The sequence below is a fragment of the Pseudomonas mosselii genome, from assembly GCF_019823065.1.
In the GTDB taxonomy this organism is placed as follows: Bacteria; Pseudomonadota; Gammaproteobacteria; order Pseudomonadales; family Pseudomonadaceae; genus Aquipseudomonas; species Aquipseudomonas mosselii.
Genome location: NZ_CP081966.1, coordinates 2,445,622 through 2,465,840, shown reverse-complemented (window position 1 = coordinate 2,465,840; position 20,219 = coordinate 2,445,622). Strand labels below are relative to the sequence as shown.

The following is a 20,219-nucleotide window of genomic DNA, read 5'->3' as shown; positions in this document are numbered from 1 at the left end:
GGTTTTGGGAAGCCCTGTCGACCACCCTCAATCCGCTCCTCGCTAGTGTTTCAGGTCTGCGTAACGTCGCCCGTGGCTGGCTGCAACAGCCACGGGCTCGGTACTAACACGCCTGCATGAACAGCTTCGCTGAGGACATCGGATGTTCGACTTCAACAAACTGCTCGAAATCAATCGGCAAGCCTGCGAGGCCCTTGAGGCCCCCTTCGCCAGCGGGCCCGCCGTCCATTGCACGCGCACCTTCACCATCCTGCCCCTGCGCTATGCGGCCGTTGCCGGCACTACCGGCCAGCGCCTGCGCTTGCCAACCCTGCCCGATCACCTGCGCCATCCCTACAGTGTTGCCACGCTTCAGCAGGCCGACTATGCCATTCGGCCACTGCGCCAAGGCTTCCTGTACGTCATGGAGAAACGCAAGCGCAGCGGGCAGCACAGCCTGCACCCGCCCTATCGCATTGCGGCGAACGGTTCTTTATCGCTGGTTGCCCCCGGGCAGTCCGAGCCAGACGCCACAGATGTCCACACCCTGCGCGATATGATTCGCAGCACGGCCTTGGCGTTCAACGTCCATGACCTCGAAGACCTGGCTGAGCTGCGCCTGTTCTACAGCCCCGACCCGTTGACCAAAGCGGCCCAGCAGCAACTGCTGCGTCGACGCGACAGGCTGCCGGCCGTGGATGTTGCCGCTTTCACCGGCCTTGGCTGCCCGACGCCCAGGCCTTATGTGCTGCGCCATGACCAACTGGACCTGGTCGCCGATTTCGCTGCGCAAACCGACAGCTCATTGCGCAAGCTGCTGGACAACCAGCTGTTCAGTGAAACCAGCGTCCACTCGCTGACGGCAGCCCGGTACATGCTGGGCCCGGTTGCCGGCAAACCCGAAGCCCGTGGTATCGCGGTGGTGGTGGAAGATGCCATCGGCATCACCCAGCAACTCAATGCCTGGCGCAACGCGGGCATGGAACACCTGAAGGATTGGCTGCAAGCCTCGGAGTCGGTCGCGGGAAAACCCGGCCCCAGCAACGAGCGCAAGGTGCTGGTCGCCCAGGCCTTCACCGAACTGCATCAGCAATTCAGTGAGCGCAAGGTCGCCGCGCTGGTCGACCGTCACAAAGAGGCCATGCGCGCCCACCTCGCCGGTGCCGACCAGGGCGCCAACCCGCAGATGGCCGCCTGGTGGGCGCAGGCCAAGGAAGGCATTCTCGATACCGCAGGCGCACTCAGGCGCCAGGACCTTGAGGCCCGGGCGAACAACGGCGAGTTCGCCCGGCAGTTCGAGGCGCGTTACCTGCCACACGTCGACCTCAAGGCCATGCATGACCAGCTGGCCTGGTTCGAATCCCACGGCCTCGAAGCGCAGCGCCTGGCCGACGTGCGGGCCGACGACCACCTCGCCTGGCTGCAATCTGAGCAACTGCTCGCGGCCCTGGCCTACTACGACGAGAACGACCTGCGCAGCGGCCTGTGCTTCGCTCACCAGACCGGGCTCAGCGTGGTCGGCATGGAGGGCGTGCCAGCCGGGGCGCGGCTGCTCGCCCAGTGGTGGCATGCCGACACGCTGACGCCCGACAACCTGGCCCTGCGCTCCTTCGTCTTCAACCAGCGCGCCATTGCCGAGGTGCTGGAGCAGACACGCCAGGCGTTGCAAGCGCTGCCACCGGAATACGATCACTGGCAGCAGGTGGACACTTCACTCAAGTACGCCAAGGAACTCGCCTCGCAGTTCAGCCGGGTGGACGGCCACCTCGACCAGCTGGCCCAGCACAGCGCCCTCAACACCGCCGGCGCCTTGGCCTGGCTGGGTCAACTGGGGCGCCAGAGCCTGCAGGCCGGCGCCCACGGCAACATGGATCGCCTGCTATATCGGCGCCTGGGCACCTACCTCATTGCCTCGCTGGGCGAGCAAGCCATCAACCTGCGCCTGAGTGAACACGCACTCGAGGGTGACACCCCCTCGCGAGGACGGGTGGCGGCCCCCATGGTCCGACGCCTTGATCGCGCCTATGTGGAGACGTTGCAGGGCGCTCATGCTCATTCGTTCTATCGGCTTCGGCTGGCCAGTGGCCTGCTCCTGCTGGAGGCGGGACTGCTCCTGTTGCAGGGGCAGCGGGATGACAAGGATCGGCGTTTCTGGAGCGAGGTGGTGGCCGCTGGACTGGCCAGTGCGGCGGCGGGGTTCGAGCTACTGGCGGTGGGGACGGAACAGACCCTGCTGGGCGTCGGGCGGAACAGCGCGATTGCACGGGGAGCGGACATCAGCCTGGGTCGTTATCGGCTATGGGGGGCGGGGTTGGCTGCGGTGGGTGGCGTTGTCAGTATTGCATGGGACGTTTCAGATGCCGAAGAAGCAAAAAACAGATCAAAGTCAATGCTTGCAGCAGCGTACAGAACAAGAGCTGCATCTACGTTCGCCCTACTTTTAGGGCAGGGAGGAATAGCATTTTCACAGGCAAGTGCACTTTTTCAGTGGCTGTCAGTGAGTTCGAGCCAGACGTGGAAAAGCAGCTTATACGCTACCCTTTCCACTCTTTCCGCACGACTAGCCGCGAACCGTGCAGCCATGATGTTTCTGAGTCGCTTAAGCTGGATAGGCGGCGCCATTGTACTCGGCACCACTATAGCCTTGCTCATTGTCGATGATGACGCACTGGAAAAATGGTGTAGCAAATGCTGCTTCCGCCTTAAACCATCAAACAAAGGATACATGAAGGACACTGAAGAGCTAGAAGCCTTATTCAGCGCCATGAGCGAGGTTATATAGTGTATTTTTTTGAGTGGCTTTCATGGCTCGCAGCCATTGACCCAAAAGAAGAACGCGAAGCCTTTAAAAAGCAGAACAAAACAATCAAGAATAGAGGGGTGTATGAAAGCGAAGACGAAGAATACGTTGCAGCCGCAAAAAAATCAGTATGCGAAACCCCGAAGAGCCGTGGCCCAGTCTACGTATACAACGAGCACGTGCTCGAAATGCGCTGCGGCATGTGGGAGGATAAACGTGGGTTGATCACAATACTTTCTCTTACAGCCATAGCACTAATCACATTCGAGTTCTACTTCACCACTGACGCCATTAAAAAGTTAATCGTACTGACCTACAACTATCAAGGCGAACCGTATGGAGAACTCCTAGTCACCACAATTTTCTTTCTCTGCCTGGACCCATGGCTTTTATGGCTTTACCTAAAGTATGGTTTTCGTTTCACACGTTTTGAAATGTTCACATCACGCCACCTGTTGATACGCTTCAACCGTACCACCCAACAGGTCTACCTCCACCGCCCGGCCTACTGCGGAGGAATCGTCACGCTGCCGTGGAACGGCGTATCGTCCAGCGGCTCTGATAGGAAGTATGCTCCACCAGGTGGCATGGGCATGCCGCTGGAACTCACATGGTCGCCCGCCTTCACCGGCACACTGCGTCCTGAACTGATCTTGGTAGGCAAGTCCGCGAACAATTTCGCGGAGCTTCAAGCCGAATGGGAGTTTATCCGTCGCTTCATGGATGAAGGTCCAGAAGGACTGCCACGCCCCCACATCACCTCGCACTTCCCCTGGCCTTGGCAAGCCTTCACGCCTCAGTTTGAAGGTCTGACCCACTACTTCCGCAGTTCCCCACGCGTCCTCAAATGCGGCCTGCTATTGCTCTCTCCTGCCTTCCTGATCATCGGAACAGGCCACTGGGTGAGTCTCCTGCTGTGCTGGAAGCCTCGCTGGCCCAAGATCATCCGTGAAGCCGGCCTGCCGGGAAAACCCGTCCCGGCAGTGACCACCGTTGACGATTACCCACCTCATATTCAGGAGAGACTGCGGGAGAACGCCTACCTCTGGGCCATACGTCCAGGCAAACGCCCGGAGAGAAAACCCCGCGTCTCTAAACGTCGGCCCAAGAGCCAAAGTCAAACTCCCGATATCGAGAAGGATGCGCCCCATGAGGTCGACAGTATTGATCAGCCGTAAAAGCGGGATGTTCTTGACCGAGATGGAGCCCAACGCACCACGCCTCTGCATGGTGGCGAGACGCCCCATGACTGCGACAACCCGGCAGTGCGCGGCTACACCTTTATCCAATCCGATACCCGCGAATCGCTAATCACCCTGTGCAAAGCCAAATAAGGCGCTGCTTGAATCCCTACACCCAACGAAAACAAGGAGCATGCGTGATGAAACCCATCGTTCTAGTCGGGCACAAGCATGACTGCCCCCTGCATGGCGCAGGCGAGGTTGTTTCAGGCCATACGGCCACATTGATCAATGGCAGCGCTGTCGCCTGCGTAGGCGACAGGATCAGTTGTGGTGCCGTCATCGAAACAGGGTCGGCGAACCATGCCATCGAAGGCCGGGCCGTTGCACGCCAAGGTGATACCACCAGCCATGGCGGAACCCTGTTGGAGGGCGAGATCGGCTGGATGGTTGATTAGGCCTCATTCGCTTCTCTGCAGTACCAACGTGGCCACCAAAGCCAGCACAGCAAACCCACAAGCCACATAACCCAGTGCAGCCAGACCAAGCCCCTGGATCGCCGCGCCCCCCAGCGCGGCACCGGCGGCGATGCCCGCGTTGGCCGCCGACACGTTGAGGGTCCCGGCCAGGGCCTGGGCCTTGGCGCCGGCCCGCATCACCCGCACCTGGCACACCGGGAACAGCGCCGTGTAGGCGATGCCCCACAGGGCCAGGGCGCCCACCAGCAGCAGCGGGTTGCCGATCACCGGGGTGACCAGGCCCATGCCCAAGGCCAGCATCGCCAACAGCAGCAGCGTGGCCCGCAGCGGGCTGCGATCGACGATCCGTCCGGCCAGGGCGTTGCCGAGCATGCCCACCAGACCAAAGCCCATCAGCCACCAACCGACCGCGTTGGCCGGCACAGCAGCAAGCTGCTCGAGGATCTCGGCCAGGTAGGTGTAGGCAGTGAACATGGCGGTGAACACCAGCGCCGACAGCAGCACATGGGCGATGAAACGACGGTCCTTGAGAATCACCGACTGCCGCTCTCCCGCGGCGCGGGCCGGGACCGCCGGCAGGGGTGGCAGCCAGGCCCACATCAGCAGTGCCACCAGCAGGGACAGCCCGGCGAGCAACCAGAAGCTGCCGCGCCAGCCAACCAGCCCGGCGGCCAGGGTTCCCAGCGGGATGCCAAAGACGAACGCCGCGGTGATCCCCAGGTAGACCCGCGCCACTGCCCAGCCCTCGCGCCCCTGGCCGGCCAGTTGCCCGGCGCTTTCGCTGGCGGTGCCCCAGTACACCGGCAGTGCCAACGCGGCGAGGAACCGCGCCAGGGCCAGTACCCAGACGTTCGGCGCCAGCGCCGACAGCGCATTGGAGGCGGCGAACAGCAGCAGGATGGCGATGAACAGCCCCTTGCGTGGCAGGGCCGACAGCCAGGCGGTGAGCGGCGGCCCGAACAGCATCACGGTCACCGCGAACAGGGTGACCAACTGGCCCGCGCCTGCGACCGACAATCCAAGGTCGCGTGCCAGCGCGGGCAGTAGGCCAAGAATCAGGAACTCGGTGGTCAGCACCGCGAAGCCGCCGACGGCGAACAGGCCGATCGACAGCCCAGCACGCGGCGCCGGCCGCGCCAGGGCGGCATGGGTCAAGCTGGAGGTGGACATCTACTGCGATCCTCGATGAATGGCAGGCCAGCTTAATCTGGAATGTTGTTCCGATTACTGGTAGATATTCCCTTATCAAGTGAACCATATTCAGCAATCGCGAGCCCATGCCATGTCCGCCTCGGAACGCCTGAAAGACATCGACTTCTTCGTCAGCGTGGCCAACGCCGGCAGCTTCATCGCCGCCGCCGAGCGCATGAACCTCACCAGCTCCGCCGTAAGCAAGGGCGTGGCCCGCCTGGAGAAACGCCTGCAGGTGCGCCTGTTCGAGCGCACCACCCGACGCCTGGCCCTGACCGACAGCGGCGCCGACTACTACCGCACCTGCACCCGCGTGCTGGCGGAGATCGAAGAGGCCGAACTGGCCCTCAACGACGAGCACAAGACCCCCTGCGGCAAGCTGCGCATCGACCTGCCGGCCACCTTCGGCCGCCTGCATGGGCTGCCCGCCGTGCTCGACTTCGCCGCGCTGCATCCGCGATTGCAACCGCACATCACCCTCTCCGACCGCTTCGTCGACCTGGCCGAGGACGGCATCGACATCGTCGTGCGCATCGGTGGACCACAGACTTGGCAGCCGGGCATCGAGCACCGCTACCTGGGCAGCCAGCGCCTGGTGTTCTGCGCCGCCCCCGCCTACCTCGCCCGGCACGGCACGCCCCGCGACCTACAGCAGTTGCAGGCCCAAGGCTGCGTGCTTTACGCCTGCGCCGACGGCAGCACGCCGGCCCTGCACTTCGCCGGTGCCCGTCCGGGCCTGGCGCAGCTGCGGCCGATGCCGGGCCGCCTGGCCATCGGCGATGCCGAGGGGCAGGCCCTGGCCATCAGCGCCGGGCACGGCATTGCCCAACTGCCGACCTGGCTGGTGCAGCGCCAGCTCGACGCCGGGACGTTGCAGCAAGTGCTGCCGGAGTACGCAATGGAGGGGTTGCCGATCAACCTGGCCTGGCGTCGCAACCGTGGACATCTGCCCAAGGTGAGCGCGACGGTCCAGGCCCTGGCCGAGCGGCTGGGACCACTGATTCAGGGCTGATTCAAGCGGAGTGCCAGCGCATGGCTGTATCCAGGCACAAACAAATGAAATAAAATAACATTTCTTTTGAATGATACCTCTGCCAGCGACCCTCCTCGATGACCAGCCTCCCGACCGCCCTCCCCAGCCAACGCCTGCACAGCATCGACGCCCTGCGCGGCCTGGTGATCCTGTTCATGCTGCTGGACCACGTGCGCGAAACCTTCTTCCTGCACCGTCAGGTCAGCGACCCGATGACCATCGACGCGACCGACCCCAGCCTCTTCATCAGCCGCACCCTGGCGCACCTGTGCGCGCCGGTGTTCGTGCTGCTCACCGGACTGTCGGCCTGGCTTTACGGCGAAAAGCACCAAGGCCGGGGCGATACAGCGACGTTCCTGTTCAAGCGCGGCCTGTTCCTGGTGCTGCTGGAGCTCAGCCTGGTCAACTTCGCCTGGACCTTCCAGTTGCCACCGAGCGTGATCTACCTGCAGGTGATCTGGGCCATCGGCCTGAGCATGATCGCCCTGTCGCTGCTGGTGTGGCTGCCACGCCCGCTGCTGCTGGCCCTCGGCGCGCTGATCGTCGCCGGCCACAACCTGCTCGATGGCCTGCACTTCGCGCCGCACTCGGCGCTGCATGTACCCTGGGCGATCCTGCACGAGCGCAGCTGGCTGGAGCTGCCCGACGGCTTGCGCCTGCGTACCTCCTACCCGGTGCTGCCATGGATCGGCGTGATCGCCCTGGGCTACGGACTCGGCCCCTGGTTCGGCCGCGGCAGCGATGCCGGCGAGCGCCAGCAGCGCTTGCTGCTGGGCGGCATGATGCTGCTGCTCGGCTTTGTCGTGTTGCGCCTGCTCAATGGCTACGGCGAGGCGCCGTGGGCCTTCTACGCCAACGTCGGGCAGACGTTGATGAGCTTCTTCAACATCACCAAATACCCGCCGTCGCTGCTGTTCCTGGCCTTGACCCTGGGCGTCGGCCTGTTGCTGCTGCGCGCTTTCGAGCGGGCCGGCGACGCCCGCTGGATCGGCCCGCTGGCAGTGTTCGGCGCCGCGCCGATGTTCTTCTACCTGCTGCACCTATATGTGCTCAAGCTGCTGTATGTGGCCTGCGTGGGGCTGTTCGGCCTGAACCAGGGCAGCCATTTCGGCTTCGACGGCATCGGCGCGGTGTGGCTGGTCGCGGTGCTGCTGGCGATCGCCCTGTACCTGCCGGTGCGCGGCTTCGCCCGGCTCAAGGCCCGGCGGCGCGACATCGCCTGGCTCAAGTACCTGTAAAAGCGTTTTCACCCGATGGCCCGATGGTCTACCATGCCGCCCGCCGGTTTCCACACGGAATCAAAAGGGAATCCCGGGCGCGCCGAGGGCGGGCCAAAGGGAACTGCCCCCGCAACTGTAGGTGCCGAGCCTGCGCCATCGATGCCACTGGGTCTGCCGACCCGGGAAGGCCGGCGCCGGCCAGGACGCACCAGTCAGGAGACCTGCCGGCACGCATTCACCAACCGGCGGGGTGTCCGGGATGGTCATCCGCCCCTGGCCGCGTGCTTGCCGCGCGACGCTTGGCGATGCCTGTCCGTGGGCCATTCCGTGCACCACCCGACAGGAGATCGCCCCACCATGCCGTACCGCCTCGCCACCCTGCTCGCCGGCCTGTCACTGGCGGGCCTGGCCCACGCCGACGCCACCCGCTACCCGTTGACCGTCGACAACTGCGGTTTGCCGCAGACCTTCGCCCAGGCCCCGCAGCGCGTGGTGACCATCGGCCAGGCCGGCACCGAGTTGCTCTATGCCCTGGGCCTGGGCGAGCGGCTGGCGGGCACCTCGCTGTGGTTCAACAACGTGCTGCCCGAGTTCAAGGCGCAGAACGACAAGGTCGAGCGCCTGGCCGACAACGAGCCGGGCTTCGAGGCGGTGGTCGGCAAGCGCCCGCAGCTGGTGACCGCGCAGTTCGAATGGATGGTCGGCGCCCAGGGCGCGGTCGGCACCCGCGAACAGTTCGCGGAGCTGGGCATCCCCACCTACCTGCTGCCCTCGGACTGCGAAGGCAAGGACAACCTGGTGGGCGCCGACGGTACCCGCCTGCAGCCGTTCAGGATCGACACCATCTACAGGAGCGTCAGTCAGCTGGCCGAGATCTTCGACGTGCAGGATCGCGGCGAACACCTCAATGCCGAGCTCAAGGGCCAGCTGGACCAGGCCCGGCAACGCCTGGCCGGCCAGGACCTGAGTCACACCAGCGCGCTGTTCTGGTTCTCCAGCGCCGACCTCAAGGTCGACCCTTACGTCGCTGGTCGCCAGGGCGTGGCCGACTTCATGCTGCAGACCCTCGGCGTACGCAATGTGGTGGAGTCCAGCGAAGAATGGCCGGCGGTGGGCTGGGAGACCCTGGCCAGGGCCAACCCCACCTGGCTGATCGTCGCGCGCATGGACCGCCGCCGCTACCCCGCCGACGACTACCGGAAAAAGCTCGAGTTCCTGCGCAGCGACCCGGTGACCCGCAACATGGACGCGGTCAGGCAGGGGCGGATCATCGTCCTCGACGCCGACGCCATGCAGGCCGGCATCCGCCTGTTCCGTGGCCTGGAAGTGCTGTCCAGCGCCTTCGCCAGCGGTAAAGCACCACAGCCATGAACCGCCTGCTGCCCATCAGCGCCTTCGCGCTGCTCGCCCTGTGCCTGGCCATGCTCGCCGGGATCGCCATCGGCGAGACGCGGATCAGCGCCGAGGTGGTCTGGCAGGTACTGGCCAACCAGCTGTGGCAGGCCGGCCATGCGCTCGACCCCATCGACGCCGGCATCGTCTGGAACTACCGCCTGCCGCGCACCCTGGTGGCCGCCGCCTGTGGCGCGGGGCTGGCGACCTGCGGGGTGATCCTCCAGGCGCTGCTGCGCAACCCGCTGGCCGAGCCGTACCTGCTGGGCCTGTCGGCAGGCGCCTCGACCGGTGCCGTGGCGGTGGGGCTGTTCGGCCTGGGCGGCGCGGTGCTGTCGCTGTCGGCCGGTGCCTTCATCGGTGCGCTGGCCGCGTTCGCCCTGGTACTGGTGCTGTCGCGGGCCAGCGGCAGCCGACACGACAATGCGCAGGTGATCCTCGCCGGCATCGCCGGCTCGCAACTGTTCAACGCGCTGACGGCCTTTCTGATCACCAAGTCGGCCACCGCCGAACAGGCCCGGGGCATCCTGTTCTGGCTGCTGGGCAACCTCAGCGGCGTGCGCTGGCCGTCGGTCTGGCTAGCGCTGCCGGTGGCCGTGCTCGGGCTGGCGGTGTGCCTGTGGCACCGCCGGGCGCTGGACGCCTTCACCTTCGGTGCCGATTCGGCGGCCTCGCTGGGCGTGCCGGTGCGGCGCACGCAATTGTTGCTGATCAGTTGCACGGCGCTGGTGACTGCGGTGATGGTCTCGATCGTCGGTGCCATCGGCTTCGTCGGCCTGGTCATCCCCCACGCCCTGCGCCTTCTGCTCGGCCCCGGGCACAGCCGCCTACTGCCGGCCAGCGCGCTGGGCGGTGCGTTGTTCCTGATTGTCGCCGACATCCTCTCGCGGACCCTGATCGCCGGCCAGGTGATCCCGGTGGGCGTGGTCACCGCCTTGATCGGCGCGCCAGTGTTCGCGCTGATCCTGGTCAGCCGCCGGGGGCGTCCATGACCGTGATGACCGCCCTCGCCAACGCCCCGCTTGTCTGCGAGGGGCTGGGCCTGCGCCTGGGCGGCCGCGAAGTGCTGCAAGACATCGACCTGAGCGTGATGCCCGGCGAGACCCTCGGTGTGGTCGGCCCCAACGGATCGGGCAAGTCAACCCTGCTCAAGCTGCTCGCCGGCCTGCGCACGCCCAGCAGCGGCAGCGTGCGTTTGCTGGGCGAGGCGCTGGAGCGCATGCCGCGTCGCCGGGTTGCGCAAAGCCTGGCGCTGGTCGAACAGCAGGCCGATACCCTGGACGCCATCAGCGTCTACGACGCCGTGGCCCTCGGCCGCACGCCGTGGCTGTCGGCCCTGGCGCCGTTCGGCGCGGACGACCGTGCCATCGTCGAGCAGGCCCTGGCCGACGCCGACGCCGGCCACCTGCGTCGGCGCCTGTGGGGCGAGCTGTCCGGCGGCGAACGCCAGCGCGTGCACATCGCCCGGGCCCTGGCCCAGCGGCCGCAGGTACTGCTACTGGACGAGCCGACCAATCATCTTGATATCCAGCATCAACTGAGCCTGCTGCGGCAGGTTCAAGCGCTGTCGGTGACGACCCTGGTGGCCTTGCATGATCTCAACCAGGCGTTGACTTGTGACCGGTTGGCGGTGCTTGACCAAGGACGGTTGGTTGCCTTGGGGATACCGGAGGTGGTGCTGACACCGGAGCGGATATTGGCGACATTCGGGGTTCAGGCCCACTACCTGATCGATCCGTATGATGGGGCGCGGATACTGCGGTTTCGCGCCTGAAAGGGCTGGAGCCGCTTCGCGACCCCAGCATCGTTTGTCATAGCGCTGAGCAGAGGTTACAGCCTGCATCTCAGCCCATGTATCCTGCAGGCGGCAACCTCCACGCCTGCAGCTCCAACGGCGTCATGCCCGCCAGCACCTGCACGAAGGTTTCAGTCAGCTCACTGCTGACATTGCCGTGGAATCGGTAGTTGCTCAGCAGGTAGCGCCGGACCGTTTTCGGCCAGTTGTTCGCCAGGTGGGCGGCCTTGATAATGCCTTTGGCATCCTGGTAGTTGGCGGCAGGCTTGACCTGGGTCAGGCGGCGCTCGAAGTGGCTGAAGCTCCAGTCGTCCTCGCGGGCCTCGAATTCGTCCAGCAATTTCACCTTGTACAACGCAAGCTCAGGCATGCGTGATCTCCTTGTGATGGGGGTGGAAGGAGACGGTAGGCGAATACAGCGGGAATGGAAATGAACACGGTGTTGAGCGCTGTGCGCGAAAGTTGGAATGATTTGCCGGACGCCTAGGCGATTTCTTACAGGTTTCAGACAAGCCTGAGCGCCATGTGTGTAGTCTGCCAGACCGGGTCGGCCTCGATATCCACCGTGCCGAAGCCATGGCGCTGCCAGAAGCGGATCGCCCCGGGCAGGAAGGGATGGGTGTGCAGGTACAGGCATTCGACACCGGCCTGCCGGGCCTCCTCGCGCAATGCCGAGAACAGCGCGCTGGCTAGCCCGTGACGGCGGTGGTCGGGGGTAACGAACAGGCGGACGATTTCCACCGTGCGGCAGGCATGGTAGTCGAGTTGAGGGAAGCGATGATCGTATGGCAGGTAGCCGACGCTTCCGATCACCCGGCCCTGGGCACGGGCAATGAGAAAGCAACCCTGGCCATCGACATAGGTCTCGCTGAATCGCGCCAGGTCCTTGGGCAAGGGCGAGTCGGCCAGCAGCGCAAACAACCCTCGTCGTGCCGTATCGACAAAGTGCACGGTGTCAGCGGCATCGGCGTCTGTGGCCTGGTGCAGGGTCCAATCGGGCATGGGCAGTTTCGGCAAGAGGGACGAGCCGTGGATTCTACCCCAGGCCCGACCGTGCAGGACGCTCGCCCAGCCGTTGCGCCAACCTCAGCAGGTAACCATCCGGGTCCTGGACCAGAAACTGGCGCAGCCCCACTTCAATGGCATCGGCGCGATACCAGACGTCCTCGCACGCCTGGAACAACGGCCAGCGATGGCGCTCGAGCCGTTCGACCAGCGGCGCGACCGCCACGACGTCGATCTGCAGATTGATCCCCCGCCCCAAGGGTTTTTCCAGGGGGCCGGTGAGCCAGTGGTCGTCGGCGTCGAACTGCTCGAGCATGACCTGCGCGCCCTGCAGGTCGAGGTAGGCAAAGCGCTGCTCCGGACGCTGGTAGGCGATCTCGAACCCCAACAACGAAACCCAGAAATCCAGGCTGCGATCGAGGTCGCTGACGATCAGTTCGGGCACCATCCTGTTGCGTTGCAGCATGCGGTCGTCCTTGAGCGGCATGGGGAAGTGGGACGCATGATACCCCTTATCCAACCTTCCACCAGCGCGGCCGACAAGCCCGAAACGAATGCGAGGTCGGGCGCAGGGCCTGGACGCCCTTGGCATCGAAGCAGCCCAGCAGCAAGGCCACCGTCGGCGCATCGTCGATGGCCCCGAGGGAGCTGCCGCAGGTGGCACAGAACGCACGGCTGGAGCCCTCGGACGAGCGATACAGCGCAGGCAGGCCACCCTCCCCGGTCCAGACGACCGCCGCATTGTCGAACTCCACCCAGCACAGGGTCAGGCTGCCGGAATGTCGCTGGCACTGCCCGCACGAGCAGGTATGCGGAAAGCGCGGCTCGCCGCTGGCGGTGAAACGGATACGGCCGCACAGGCAGCCACCTTTGTAGAGGGTCATGGGGTTACCTTCCTTGGCTGTCGGGATTGCCGCACAATAGCCAACCTGGCGCCCAACGGTGGCGCAAAAGTGTTACGCCGTGTGGCATGCCGACCTGCGCTACCTGCGTCTCCTGCTACAGTGCGCCCCGCGGCCCGTCCGGCCCCTGCAATGATGGAAACCTGCTGATGGAAAGAATGATCCAGTTCGTGGCCGTGGTGGTGGTCTGCACCCTCATCGGCGTGGCCTGTGAACACTACGAAGTCAACCGCTACCTGAAATGGTTGCTGATGGCCCTGCCGGCGATCCTCTGGGTACGCCTGCGCAATCCGCTGCAACGCTGATTCCTCGATCACGGGATTGCAGTACACTCCCAGGCCTTACCGTGCCCAAGGCCCCACCATGCCCCGCCTGCCCCGTCTACTGCTCCCCGTGTTGCTGCTCGCCGCCCTCGCCGCCTGCGACCAGAAGCCCAGCCGCGAGGAAAAGATCCTCGCCAACCTGCCCCTGCAGGAAGCCTACGACCACAACATCGAGCGCATGGCCGGGCTGCTGGCCATGACCCATGCGCAGGTGCCCCAGGACAAGATCAAGGACGTGCTGCGCAAGCACCTGACCGTCGACGACCAGCGCCGTGACCTGTTCAGGCTCTACAGCGAAGAGCACTTCAGCGATGCTGAGTTCGACCTTATCGTTCAGGCCACCCGCGATCCGGCAAAGGCCAGGGAACTGGGCCAGAGCGAGGAAGGCAAGCGCCTGAGCGAGAAGCTCACCACGCTGATGCGCGAAAGCGCCAGCGACGCCAAGGTCCAGGCCTTGGTGCAGGAGCGCATGCAACAAGTCGAGGACGACCTGCAGGCGCTGGAGCAGACTGCCCCCTGAACGTAGGTAACATGGGAGGATAATTCCGTGAGCCCCGTGGGAAACCGGAGCCACCTTTGTCCTCCAACCCTGCAATTGCGCTCAAGCATGGTCCACTTTGGTCCAAGCGCGTAAGGTGCGTTTTCCGCTGTATCCGACGAGGCCAAGGATTGCGATATTTCACCCCGCACGGACCGCGCCCCGACCTGCGCACCCTCATACTCGCCCTTTGCGCCACCACGGCCCTGGTCATGCTGCTGGCCAGCTATTTCGCCAGTTACCGGGTACAACGGCAGCTGCTGATCGACAGCGCCCTGGAGGCCAACCGGGCCTATGCCGCCAAGCTGGCCGCCGTGACCGAGACCACCCTGGTCAATGCCCTGCAGCAACTGGCCTACGGCGCCCGGCAAAGTGGCCTGCACCCGGACGACGACAGCCTGGTGCAAGCTGAGATCGACCGCCTGCAGCAACAGAGCAACCTGTTCAACTCCACCTTGCGGGTCGACGCCCAGGGGACCGTACGCTCGCTATCGCCCGCACCGCTGCAGCACCTGGCCGGCAGCCAGGCAACCTCACCCGGCGCCCGGCAAGCCTTGCGCGAGCGCCGCACGCTGGTCTCCACACCTTTCCTGTCGGCGGCCGACAACCTGCTGGTGGTGCTCTCGCAACCGATCTTCGACGCCAGCGGCCACTACCACGGCTATATCGGCGGCAGCCTGTACCTGCGCGAACGCAACCTGCTCAACAGCCTGCTGGGCACGCACTTCTACCAGAACGGCTCGTACCTGTACGTGGTCGACCGCAACCGCCGGCTGCTGTTTCACCCCGACAGCAAACGGGTCGGCACCCTGGTAGGCGACAACGCGCTGCTCGACGACCTGCCGAACCTCGACCATGGCACCCGGCGCCTGGTCAACAGCCAGGGCGTGGAGATGCTCGCCGGGTTCGCCACGGTACCCAGTGCCGGCTGGACCATCGTCGCCCAGCAGCCACTGCGCCAAACCGTGGAACCGCTTCGCCAGCTGATCCTCAATGTAGTGGTGATTTCCGCGCCGCTGGCGCTGCTCGGCTGCCTGCTGCTGTACTGGCTCACGCAAGTCATCGCCCACCCGCTGCGGCAGTTGGCCAGTGTCGCCCGGGGCATGGGCCAACAGCAGACCACCGAACGCATCCACCAGGTCCGTGCCTGGTATGCAGAGGCCGCGGAGCTCAAGCGTGCCCTGTTGTTCGGCGTGAACCTGCTGCAGGAGCGCATCGGCCGGCTCAACCGAGATGCCCAGACCGACCCGCTGACAGGGCTGGTCAATCGGCGCGGGCTGCAACAGGCACTGCGGGTGCAACAGGCCGAGCAGTGCGGGTTTGCCGTGGTGGTGCTGGACATTGATCACTTCAAGCGGATCAACGACAGCCACGGCCACGATGCCGGCGACCGTGTGCTGCAGCAGCTGGCCAGGCTGATGCGCGGGACCTGCCGCGAAGGCGACGTGCTGTGCCGTACCGGCGGCGAGGAGTTCCTCATGCTGCTGCCGGGTGCCGGCCTGGAGGTGGCGACAGCTGTCGCCGGCCACCTGCGCCTGACGGTCGAGCACACCCCGATCGTACCGACCGGTACCGTCACCATCTCCCTGGGTGTGGCCAGCTGGCAGCCCCGCGACGCTGGCACGCCTGCCGACGCCCTGGCCAGGGCCGACAAGGCGCTGTACCAGGCCAAGCAGAAGGGACGCAACCGCGTCTGCATCGACAGCCCGGCCTGACCCCTACACGGCGTCGGCCGTCCACACCGCCAATTCATAGCCGTCCGGGTCGATGAAATGGAAACGCCGCCCGCCAGGAAACGCGAACACCGGGCGGCTGATTCGGGCGCCGGCAGCCTCGACGCGCTGCTGCACCTGCGCCAGGTCAGCGGCATACAGGATGATCAGCGGCCCACCCGGACGAACCGGTTCGCCCGTGGTGAAACCACCCGTGAGGCGACCGTCACTGAATTCGGTATAGGTCGGCCCGTAGTCGGTGAAGGTCCAGCCAAACACCTGGCCGTAGAAAGCCTTGCTGCGGGCGATATCGCCCACGTTGAACTCGATGTTGTCGATTTGCCGGTCATTGCCACGCGCACCCATGGTGAGCCTCCTTGCGGGGATTGGAAGGGGAAGCTTACTGCAAGCGCCACGCGCGCAGGCCCGCTTCCACACATCATGTTTGTCCTTCCAAGCTCAGGGGGCGGTGCTAACGGATATCCGGAGGTCGCCCTCGACAAAGCCTGCTCGCCCTGCCGCTTGTCTACTGGCCCGAGAACAACGACGGCGCGACCTGAGCGCGCCGCATCCGCCCAGGCTGCCAGAGCAACGGAGAGCATCCATGTCCATCGCCCATGAGGTCCCGCCCGCCACCTTGCGGCGGGTGATCGCCGCCTCGGCCATCGGCAACTTTGTCGAGTGGTTCGACTTCGCCGTCTACGGTTTTCTCGCCACCCTGATCGCCAGTCAGTTCTTCGCCAGTGAGGACGCCAGCGTCGCCCTGCTCAAGACCTTCGCCGTGTTCGCCGTGGCCTTCGCCCTGCGCCCGCTGGGTGGCATCGTGTTCGGCGCGCTGGGCGACCGGCTCGGACGCAAGCGCATCCTGTCGCTGACCATCCTGCTGATGGCCGGTTCCACCACCCTGATCGGCCTGCTGCCGACCTACGCCAGCATCGGCGTACTGGCTCCGGTACTGCTCACCCTCGCCCGCTGTCTGCAGGGATTTTCCGCGGGCGGTGAGTACGCCGGTGCCTGCGCCTACCTGATGGAGCACGCGCCACGGGGCAGGCGGGCGTTCTATGGCAGCTTCGTGCCGGTCTCGACCTTCTCCGCCTTTGCTTGCGCGGCAGTCATCGCCTACGGACTGGAGGCCAGCCTCACGCCCGAGGCGATGAACGCCTGGGGCTGGCGCGTACCGTTCCTGGTTGCCGCGCCCCTGGGCCTGGTGGGCCTGTACCTGCGCTGGCGCATGGAGGAAACCCCGGCGTTTCGCCAGGCACTGGCCGAAGGCAAGGCCCATGCGCATTCGCCGCTGGGCGACACCCTGCGCCACCATGGCCGCACCATTCGCAACCTGGGCGCGTTCATCTCGCTGACGGCACTGTCGTTCTACATGTTCACCACCTACTTCGCCACCTACCTGCAGACGGTCGGCCACCTCAGCCGCGCCCAGGCGCTGCTGGTCTCGACCGTTGCGCTGCTGTTCGCCGCCGCTGGCTGCCCGCTGGCGGGTGCCTTCAGCGACCGCGTCGGACGGCGCAGGACCATCGGCTTTACGTGCCTATGGGTGATGCTCGCGGTGTTCCCCGCCTACTGGCTGGCCAGTTCCGGTTCGCTGTCGGGGGCATTGCTGGGAGTGATCCTGCTGGCCATCGGCGCGCTGATGAGCGGTGTGGTCACCGCCGCGCTGCTGTCGGAATGCTTCCCCACCCGCAGCCGCTACACCGCCTCGGCGATCACCTACAACGTCGCCTACACCCTGTTCGGCGGTACCGCGCCGCTGGTGGCGACCTGGCTGATCGAACAGAGCGGCAGCCGCCTGGCGCCGGCCTTCTACCTGGTGGTGATTGCCTTGCTGGCCCTGGTGGGCGGGTTGGCGTTGCCGGAGACCTCGCAGGCTTCGTTGCATGAGGACACGCCGGGCAACGATCAGCCTGGGGTATCTCAAGACCTGTAGCGGGTTGCCCTGGGGCTTCTCGTGGGAGCGGGGTTGCCCCGCCCCCACGCCTTTCCTCACGGCAGGTCGAAGCGGTCCAGCTCCATCACCTTCACCCACGCCGCCACGAAGTCCTTGACGAACTTGTCCTTGGCATCGCTGCTGCCATACACCTCGCTCAAGGCACGCAGCTGCGCATGGGAGCCGAACACCAGGTCGACCCGGCTGGCGGTCCATTTCACTTGGCCGGTCTTGCGGTCACGACCCTCGAACGCCTCGTTGTCCGCCGAGGTCGGCTTCCACTCCACGCCCATGTCCAGCAGGTTGCGGAAGAAGTCGTTGCTGAGCACGCCGACCCTGTCGGTGAACACGCCGTCCTTGCTGCCGCCATGATTGGCACCGAGCACCCGCAGGCCGCCGATCAGCACGGTCAGCTCCGGTGCGGTGAGGGTCAGCAACTGGGCCTTGTCCAGCAGCAGCTTCTCGGCCTTGACGCTGTAGCGGGCCTTGCTGAAGTTACGGAAACCGTCGGCAAGCGGCTCGAGCACGGCGAACGACTCGACATCGGTCTGCTCCTGCGAGGCATCCACACGCCCCGGATGGAACGGCACGCTGATGTTGTGCCCGGCGTCCTTGGCCGCCTTCTCCACCGCCGCGCTGCCGGCCAGCACGATCAGGTCGGCCAGGGAGATCTTGTTGCCGCCCTCGCCGCGGATCTTCTCCAGTGCCGTCAGCACCTTGTCCAGGCCCTGGTTCGCCGTCCAGCCGTTCTGCGGTGCCAGGCGCAAGCGGGCGCCGTTGGCACCACCGCGCTTGTCGGAGCCACGGAAGGTCGAAGCCGAGGCCCAGGCGGCGGAAACCAACTCCGACACACTCAGCCCCGACGCCAGCACCTTGGCCTTGAGCGCGGCGATATCGGCGTCGCTCGGCTGAGGGCCTGATTTGGGCAGCGGGTCCTGCCACAACAGCTCCTCGTTGGGCATTTCCGGCCCGAGGTAACGGGCCAGCGGGCCCATGTCGCGGTGGATCAGCTTGTACCAGGCGCGGGCGAAAGCGTCGGCGAGCTGGTCTGGGTTGTCCTTGAAGCGTCGGGCGATGGGTTCGTAGATGGGGTCGAAACGCAGCGCCAGGTCGGAGGTGAGCATCGACGGGGCGTGCGTCTTGCCGGGGTCGTGGGCATCCGGCACGGTCCCCGCGCCCTTGCCATCCTTCGGTCGCCACTGATGGGCGCCCGCCGGGCTCTTGGTCAGCTCCCACTCGAAGTTGAACAGGTTGTTGAGGTACTCGTTGCTCCACTTCGTCGGGGTCGAGGTCCAAATCACTTCCAGGCCACTGGTGATGGTGTCGGCGCCCTTGCCGGTACCGAATTTGTTGTGCCAGCCGAAACCTTGCTGCTCAAGGCCCGCGGCTTCCGGCTCGGCGCCGACATTGTCGGCGGGGCCCGCGCCATGGGTCTTGCCGAAGGCGTGACCGCCGGCAATCAGAGCCACGGTCTCTTCATCATTCATGGCCATGCGGCCGAAGGTCTCGCGGATATCCTTGCCCGAGGCGACCGGGTCGGGGTTGCCCTCCGGCCCTTCGGGGTTCACGTAGATCAGGCCCATCTGCACGGCGGCCAGCGGGTTCTCCAGGTTGCGCTCGGCCGACAGGTCACGGTTCTGTTCCTCACCATGCTTGGCAGGCTCGGCCACCAAGTCACCCTGGCCGGGGGGCTGGGCCTTGACCTGATCCTTACCGTAGCGGGTGTCACCGCCCAGCCAGACCTTCTCCGAGCCCCAGTACACGTCCTCGTCGGGCTCCCACACATCGGCGCGACCACCGGAGAAGCCGAAGGTCTTGAAACCCATGGATTCGAGAGCGACGTTGCCGGTGAGCACGATCAGGTCGGCCCAGGAGATCTTGTTGCCGTACTTCTGCTTGATCGGCCACAGCAGGCGCCGGGCCTTGTCCAGGCTGACGTTGTCCGGCCAGCTGTTGAGCGGGGCGAAGCGCTGCTGGCCGGAGCCTGCGCCGCCACGGCCGTCACCGATGCGGTAGGTGCCGGCGCTGTGCCAGGCCATGCGGATGAACAGCGGGCCATAGTGGCCGAAGTCGGCCGGCCACCAGTCCTGGGAATCGGTCATCAAGGCGGTCAGGTCTTTTTTCAGCGCCTGGAAGTCGAGGCTCTTGAACGCCTTGGCGTAGTCGAAGTCCGGGTCCATGGGATCGGACTTGCTGGAGTGCTGGTGGAGGATCTTCAGGTTGAGCTGGTCAGGCCACCAATCACGGTTGCTGGTGCCGCCACCGGCGGTCTGGTGGAACGGGCATTTCGATTCGTTCGCCATCTGCTTCTACCTTTCGGGTCGGTTCAATTCAGATTTCCAGGCGTTCTTGTATGTTTGCTGCCAGGTCTCGGAACAGGCGCGCCCGCAAGCACGCCCTCTGCTCATCAGTAGTGGCCGGGCACGCCTGTGCACCGGCTTTTCGCGGAACCCGCACAAAGACTAGTCGAGCCTGGGCAGAGGTCTAATAGAAGCGCTATTAGGGGGTGATAGCCTGGCTCTGTCAGCCTGTGGCGCCCCCTGCCCGTGCCACGATCACGTGGCAGACCAGGATCGTCACATTGATCTGTTCAACTGGGCCCGCCCGATGAAAAAGCATATTTGGCCAATCCTCGCGATACCGGCCGAGCCCGCGCCAGGGACGGCGCAATCACGGGCCAGATGGCGCTTCAACAGCGCCGTGCGTGGTCGACTCGGACGAAATGCGCCT

The 20,219-nt window shown here is 65.2% G+C and carries 19 protein-coding genes and 1 riboswitch; of the genes, 12 read left to right on the top strand and 7 right to left on the bottom strand.

Annotated features, from left to right (window positions below; translation table 11 throughout):
- Positions 1-142: 142 nt before the first annotated feature.
- The 3 genes from K5H97_RS11410 (at position 143) to K5H97_RS11400 (ending at position 4,418) form a co-directional block, all read left to right on the top strand.
- Entirely contained in the window at positions 143-2,761 is a 2,619-nt protein-coding gene (locus K5H97_RS11410) for a T6SS effector BTH_I2691 family protein (RefSeq protein ID WP_222578006.1), read from the top strand.
- Positions 2,761-3,957 (top strand): DUF6708 domain-containing protein, encoded by a 1,197-nt coding sequence (locus K5H97_RS11405; RefSeq protein WP_081791603.1) that lies wholly within the window; start codon positions 2,761-2,763, stop codon positions 3,955-3,957. Before K5H97_RS11410 ends, K5H97_RS11405 begins: the two co-directional genes overlap by 1 nt.
- A 203-nt stretch (positions 3,958-4,160) precedes the next feature.
- The gene (locus K5H97_RS11400) at positions 4,161-4,418 is read left to right on the top strand and encodes a PAAR domain-containing protein (RefSeq protein ID WP_028691645.1); all 258 of its coding nucleotides are present in this window, start codon (positions 4,161-4,163) and stop codon (positions 4,416-4,418) included.
- A 3-nt stretch (positions 4,419-4,421) separates the two neighbouring features.
- Here K5H97_RS11400 and K5H97_RS11395 read toward each other — a convergent pair whose 3' ends face one another.
- Complete coding sequence (locus K5H97_RS11395; protein ID WP_028691646.1) at positions 4,422-5,609, bottom strand: MFS transporter; 1,188 nt, start codon at positions 5,607-5,609, stop codon at positions 4,422-4,424.
- 112 nt (positions 5,610-5,721) lie between these two features.
- Here K5H97_RS11395 and K5H97_RS11390 point away from each other — a divergent pair, with 112 nt between their 5' ends.
- The 5 genes from K5H97_RS11390 to K5H97_RS11370 all read left to right on the top strand — a co-directional run bounded on the left by K5H97_RS11390 (position 5,722) and on the right by K5H97_RS11370 (position 11,049).
- Entirely contained in the window at positions 5,722-6,642 is a 921-nt protein-coding gene (locus tag K5H97_RS11390; RefSeq protein ID WP_028691647.1) for a LysR family transcriptional regulator, read from the top strand.
- A gap of 98 nt (positions 6,643-6,740) precedes the next feature.
- The gene (locus K5H97_RS11385) at positions 6,741-7,901 is read left to right on the top strand and encodes a DUF1624 domain-containing protein (protein WP_028691648.1); all 1,161 of its coding nucleotides are present in this window, start codon (positions 6,741-6,743) and stop codon (positions 7,899-7,901) included.
- Positions 7,902-7,928: 27 nt separating this feature from the next.
- A riboswitch (cobalamin riboswitch) is annotated at positions 7,929-8,126 on the top strand.
- Positions 8,127-8,240: 114 nt separating this feature from the next.
- Positions 8,241-9,254 (top strand): ABC transporter substrate-binding protein, encoded by a 1,014-nt coding sequence (locus tag K5H97_RS11380; protein ID WP_028691649.1) that lies wholly within the window; start codon positions 8,241-8,243, stop codon positions 9,252-9,254.
- Entirely contained in the window at positions 9,251-10,267 is a 1,017-nt protein-coding gene (locus tag K5H97_RS11375) for a FecCD family ABC transporter permease (RefSeq protein WP_028691650.1), read from the top strand. The genes K5H97_RS11380 and K5H97_RS11375 overlap by 4 nt, the downstream gene beginning before the upstream one ends.
- A complete protein-coding gene (locus K5H97_RS11370; protein ID WP_028691651.1) occupies positions 10,264-11,049 on the top strand; it encodes an ABC transporter ATP-binding protein in 786 nt (261 codons plus the stop codon). The genes K5H97_RS11375 and K5H97_RS11370 overlap by 4 nt, the downstream gene beginning before the upstream one ends.
- A 70-nt stretch (positions 11,050-11,119) precedes the next feature.
- On the opposite strand, the gene K5H97_RS11365 is transcribed toward K5H97_RS11370, so the two are convergent.
- From K5H97_RS11365 to K5H97_RS11350, 4 genes are all read right to left on the bottom strand, one after another.
- Positions 11,120-11,440, bottom strand: coding sequence for a hypothetical protein (locus K5H97_RS11365; protein ID WP_028691652.1), 321 nt, complete (start codon positions 11,438-11,440; stop codon positions 11,120-11,122).
- Between the two features lie 134 nt (positions 11,441-11,574).
- Positions 11,575-12,072 (bottom strand): GNAT family N-acetyltransferase, encoded by a 498-nt coding sequence (locus tag K5H97_RS11360; RefSeq protein WP_028691653.1) that lies wholly within the window; start codon positions 12,070-12,072, stop codon positions 11,575-11,577.
- Positions 12,073-12,106: 34 nt separating this feature from the next.
- Positions 12,107-12,541 carry a bleomycin resistance protein gene (locus tag K5H97_RS11355; RefSeq protein ID WP_028691654.1) on the bottom strand — a complete coding sequence of 145 codons (435 nt, stop codon included), beginning with the start codon at positions 12,539-12,541 and terminating at the stop codon, positions 12,107-12,109.
- Between the two features lie 46 nt (positions 12,542-12,587).
- Positions 12,588-12,959, bottom strand: a complete 372-nt coding sequence (locus tag K5H97_RS11350; RefSeq protein ID WP_028691655.1) for a GFA family protein — start codon at positions 12,957-12,959, stop codon at positions 12,588-12,590.
- A gap of 167 nt (positions 12,960-13,126) precedes the next feature.
- On the opposite strand from K5H97_RS11350, the gene K5H97_RS11345 reads away from it, so the two are divergent.
- From K5H97_RS11345 to K5H97_RS11335, 3 genes are all read left to right on the top strand, one after another.
- Complete coding sequence (locus K5H97_RS11345; RefSeq protein ID WP_155952705.1) at positions 13,127-13,282, top strand: hypothetical protein; 156 nt, start codon at positions 13,127-13,129, stop codon at positions 13,280-13,282.
- A 58-nt stretch (positions 13,283-13,340) separates the two neighbouring features.
- Positions 13,341-13,820 (top strand): hypothetical protein, encoded by a 480-nt coding sequence (locus K5H97_RS11340; RefSeq protein WP_028691656.1) that lies wholly within the window; start codon positions 13,341-13,343, stop codon positions 13,818-13,820.
- 149 nt (positions 13,821-13,969) lie between these two features.
- Positions 13,970-15,553: a sensor domain-containing diguanylate cyclase gene (locus K5H97_RS11335; RefSeq protein WP_028691657.1), complete on the top strand. Its 1,584-nt coding sequence runs from the start codon at positions 13,970-13,972 to the stop codon at positions 15,551-15,553.
- A 3-nt stretch (positions 15,554-15,556) separates the two neighbouring features.
- Here the strand turns inward: K5H97_RS11335 and K5H97_RS11330 are convergent, their stop codons facing one another.
- Positions 15,557-15,916: a VOC family protein gene (locus tag K5H97_RS11330; protein WP_028691658.1), complete on the bottom strand. Its 360-nt coding sequence runs from the start codon at positions 15,914-15,916 to the stop codon at positions 15,557-15,559.
- A 238-nt stretch (positions 15,917-16,154) separates the two neighbouring features.
- Between K5H97_RS11330 and K5H97_RS11325 the strand changes: the two genes are divergently transcribed.
- On the top strand, positions 16,155-17,489 hold the full coding sequence (locus K5H97_RS11325) for an MFS transporter (protein ID WP_028691659.1): 1,335 nt from the start codon (positions 16,155-16,157) through the stop codon (positions 17,487-17,489).
- A 56-nt stretch (positions 17,490-17,545) separates the two neighbouring features.
- On the opposite strand, the gene katG is transcribed toward K5H97_RS11325, so the two are convergent.
- On the bottom strand, positions 17,546-19,792 hold the full coding sequence (gene katG, locus K5H97_RS11320; protein ID WP_028691660.1) for a catalase/peroxidase HPI: 2,247 nt from the start codon (positions 19,790-19,792) through the stop codon (positions 17,546-17,548).
- Between the last annotated feature and the right edge of the window lie 427 nt (positions 19,793-20,219).

Coding starts and splice junctions, on each gene's coding strand:
- K5H97_RS11395 (WP_028691646.1), bottom strand. CDS start 5,609: ATGTCCACCTCCAGCTTGACCCATGCCGCCCTGGCGCGGCCGGCGCCG.
- K5H97_RS11370 (WP_028691651.1), top strand. CDS start 10,264: ATGACCGTGATGACCGCCCTCGCCAACGCCCCGCTTGTCTGCGAGGGG.
- katG (WP_028691660.1), bottom strand. CDS start 19,792: ATGGCGAACGAATCGAAATGCCCGTTCCACCAGACCGCCGGTGGCGGC.
- K5H97_RS11400 (WP_028691645.1), top strand. CDS start 4,161: ATGAAACCCATCGTTCTAGTCGGGCACAAGCATGACTGCCCCCTGCAT.
- K5H97_RS11325 (WP_028691659.1), top strand. CDS start 16,155: ATGTCCATCGCCCATGAGGTCCCGCCCGCCACCTTGCGGCGGGTGATC.
- K5H97_RS11380 (WP_028691649.1), top strand. CDS start 8,241: ATGCCGTACCGCCTCGCCACCCTGCTCGCCGGCCTGTCACTGGCGGGC.
- K5H97_RS11340 (WP_028691656.1), top strand. CDS start 13,341: ATGCCCCGCCTGCCCCGTCTACTGCTCCCCGTGTTGCTGCTCGCCGCC.
- K5H97_RS11385 (WP_028691648.1), top strand. CDS start 6,741: ATGACCAGCCTCCCGACCGCCCTCCCCAGCCAACGCCTGCACAGCATC.
- K5H97_RS11350 (WP_028691655.1), bottom strand. CDS start 12,959: ATGACCCTCTACAAAGGTGGCTGCCTGTGCGGCCGTATCCGTTTCACC.
- K5H97_RS11360 (WP_028691653.1), bottom strand. CDS start 12,072: ATGCCCGATTGGACCCTGCACCAGGCCACAGACGCCGATGCCGCTGAC.
- K5H97_RS11330 (WP_028691658.1), bottom strand. CDS start 15,916: ATGGGTGCGCGTGGCAATGACCGGCAAATCGACAACATCGAGTTCAAC.
- K5H97_RS11345 (WP_155952705.1), top strand. CDS start 13,127: ATGGAAAGAATGATCCAGTTCGTGGCCGTGGTGGTGGTCTGCACCCTC.
- K5H97_RS11365 (WP_028691652.1), bottom strand. CDS start 11,440: ATGCCTGAGCTTGCGTTGTACAAGGTGAAATTGCTGGACGAATTCGAG.
- K5H97_RS11390 (WP_028691647.1), top strand. CDS start 5,722: ATGTCCGCCTCGGAACGCCTGAAAGACATCGACTTCTTCGTCAGCGTG.
- K5H97_RS11355 (WP_028691654.1), bottom strand. CDS start 12,541: ATGCTGCAACGCAACAGGATGGTGCCCGAACTGATCGTCAGCGACCTC.
- K5H97_RS11410 (WP_222578006.1), top strand. CDS start 143: ATGTTCGACTTCAACAAACTGCTCGAAATCAATCGGCAAGCCTGCGAG.
- K5H97_RS11375 (WP_028691650.1), top strand. CDS start 9,251: ATGAACCGCCTGCTGCCCATCAGCGCCTTCGCGCTGCTCGCCCTGTGC.